We start from the raw sequence: 660 nt of genomic DNA on the forward strand, positions 1-660 counted from the left end.
TTGTGATTCATGACTGGGGTGAAGTCGTAACAAGGTAACCGTAGGGGAACCTGCGGTTGGATCACCTCCTTACCTAAAAGATACGTGTTATGTGTAGTGCTCACACAGATTGTCTGATGAAGAACGAGCAAAAGCGCGTCTGCGAAGCTGACAAGAGTCCCCTTCGTCTAGAGGCCTAGGACACCGCCCTTTCACGGCGGTAACAGGGGTTCGAATCCCCTAGGGGACGCCAATTGCGCGGTATGAGTGAAAGGCGTACCACACTATAGTCTGATGCAAATCAGAGAATAGTTAAGATAATTTTAGCAAGTTATTTTAACTATTATGCTCTTTAACAATCTGGAACAAGCTGAAAAATTGAAAACAAATCAATATATCACCGAGGTATATTGATGAGTCTCTCAAAATCTCAGACCTTGAATTTGTGATACTCCAAGGCGAGTGTCATGAGCGAACAACAGCAATTCTAGGCGGACAGCGCGCAGTAAGCGGAGCATACTCAAGTATGTGAGCATTACGAGCACTGCCCAACAACGAATTGATGCTTGTGTAGCCATGACCTTTAAAGTCGTCTTCGAGAGAAACATCTTCGGGTTGTGAGGTTAAGCGAATAAGCGTACACGGTGGATGCCTAGGCAATCAGAGGCGATGAAGGACGTG

Annotated in this window: 1 tRNA gene and 1 rRNA gene; both read left to right on the top strand. The window is 45.9% G+C overall.

Annotated elements, in window-relative coordinates:
• Window positions 1-72, top strand: a 16S ribosomal RNA gene (locus tag ABN217_RS19560); the annotation flags it as partial.
• Window positions 73-156: 84 nt separating this feature from the next.
• Window positions 157-232: transfer RNA gene (locus ABN217_RS19565), tRNA-Glu, on the top strand.
• Window positions 233-660 lie beyond the last annotated feature (428 nt).

The organism is Proteus sp. fly-1067 (genome assembly GCF_040139345.1).
GTDB lineage: Bacteria > Pseudomonadota > Gammaproteobacteria > Enterobacterales > Enterobacteriaceae > Proteus > Proteus vulgaris_B.